This is a genomic window from Bacteroides sp., assembly GCF_052357945.1.
Lineage (GTDB): Bacteria > Bacteroidota > Bacteroidia > Bacteroidales > Bacteroidaceae > Bacteroides.
This window is the reverse complement of the sequence record NZ_DAWCXD010000314.1, coordinates 1-1,654: the sequence shown is the minus strand read 5'-3', so window position 1 is coordinate 1,654 and position 1,654 is coordinate 1. Positions and strand designations below refer to the sequence as shown.

The window sequence follows — 1,654 nt, the reverse complement described above, 5'->3', positions numbered from 1 at the left end:
CACTAATTACGCTAATTTTTAACTAATAAATCAAATACTGATTCGCATTAATAATTGAACTTAAAGTTCTCCAAGAGCAAAATTCTCCGGATGTTTTCCTTTGAAATCCTTGAAGTAAAGTTTGATTTCTCTCATGTCCTTATTAATGTCTCCTGACGGCATGATAGCTTTCGTTGCCGAAATCGTTTTCTTGCTGTAATCAATACCAATCAGAACGATCGGAACCTGGGCTTTCAAGGCTATAAAATAAAAGCCTTTTTTCCAGTTTGGATTCGCTTTACGGGTTCCTTCGGGAGTGATAGCCAAATTAAACTTTTTATATTCGGCAAAATTATGAACCATCTGATCTACTAGCGAGGTTTTTCGACTGCGGTCGACGGGAATTCCGCCAACTGCTTTGAAAAAAAATCCAAGCGGAAAGAAAAACCATTCTTTTTTCATCATGAAACTTGTCTTACGGCCTATAGCACCATAAAATAGTTTTCCAATAAATAAATCAAGGTTTGTTGTGTGTGGAGCGGCACATATCACGCATTTATCATAATTAGGCACCGTAACGTTTGTCTTCCACCCTAACAGGCGGTAATAGATAAAGCTATAAATTGCTTTTTTCATTCTGTTGTTAGTTCAATTTCCCTATAGCTTCAATAATCTCGTTTACCTTTGCATTAAAATCAGCACGGAATTTCTTATAAAAACCTTTCACGTTGCCCGGTTCTGTGTGGCTGATGCGAGTAACAAATTCATCCTGCATCTTCAGTACCTCTGCCATCAGTTCATCTGCTTTCACCTTGTCTGTGCCAGGGATGAACATGCTGTTGATTAAACACTCGGTGAATAATTCTCCTGCAATATAGTTTACGTTCTTTTTGAGTTCTCTTCTACTTGCCATAATCTTTACATTTAATGGTGAATAATAAAAAATACTTGCGGTAAAGATAGGCACTTTCTTTGATTCTAGCGAATAAATAGTGGAAAAAACATTATTCAGGTCTTCATCTTCTTAACTCTATCCCTTCATTTAAATAATTCATTTATGAAACATGTATGAGCCAAATATTATTTTTAGTGAAGCAGTAGCCCGAGAAATAATATAGAATTTACCTAACGGACAAACGTACGTTATCTACCGTGTGAATATCCGTTACCCACCGGACGAGCATCAACAACCTGCCGGACGAAAGTCGGTCATCTGCCGGACGAACAACTCATGAGGGACGCGGGAATAGAAACGGCACCGACGAACTGCTCCGAACCGACAGCGGTAGCAACCAAAGCCATTTTCTCTGCCCTATATTATTGCTATTATTTATAACAGAAATAATACTTTTCTCTTCTCTTCTCTACTCTACTGGTTTTCGTTGGCTTTTCCCCCTTTACTGGCGGGCGTTTCAGCACTTTGTACAGCCCTCTTTGGATACCCTCGTTTTTGTATTGGTTTCACTTGTTTTCTCACCGAAGTACAAGAATAACTTTCACGTGAATGACGGTGTTTCTCTTACTTTTCTTTTTTTTATAATAGCTGCAATCATAAAGTAGCTTACTTTTGTTCTTTCTCTTAATTTATTGTATAATCTAAAATAACTAGTGATGCAAAAGATGAATAAAAATGGATTTAGCCAATGTGCCGGAGCGTACATTGAGCGTTTGCGAA

General features: G+C 37.7%; 2 protein-coding genes. Both read right to left on the bottom strand.

The features are described 5' to 3' along the window. Window positions 1-60: 60 nt before the first annotated feature. Window positions 61-615: a 1-acyl-sn-glycerol-3-phosphate acyltransferase gene (locus ACT8YW_RS23240; protein WP_444107281.1), complete on the bottom strand. Its 555-nt coding sequence runs from the start codon at window positions 613-615 to the stop codon at window positions 61-63. A gap of 7 nt (window positions 616-622) precedes the next feature. Then, the gene (locus ACT8YW_RS23235; RefSeq protein ID WP_004306027.1) at window positions 623-892 is read right to left on the bottom strand and encodes a hypothetical protein; all 270 of its coding nucleotides are present in this window, start codon (window positions 890-892) and stop codon (window positions 623-625) included. Between the last annotated feature and the right edge of the window lie 762 nt (window positions 893-1,654).

Bases quoted from the DNA above. Each gene is read 5' to 3' on its own strand.
- ACT8YW_RS23235 (WP_004306027.1), bottom strand. From the start codon at position 892: ATGGCAAGTAGAAGAGAACTCAAAAAGAACGTAAACTATATTGCAGGA.
- ACT8YW_RS23240 (WP_444107281.1), bottom strand. From the start codon at position 615: ATGAAAAAAGCAATTTATAGCTTTATCTATTACCGCCTGTTAGGGTGG.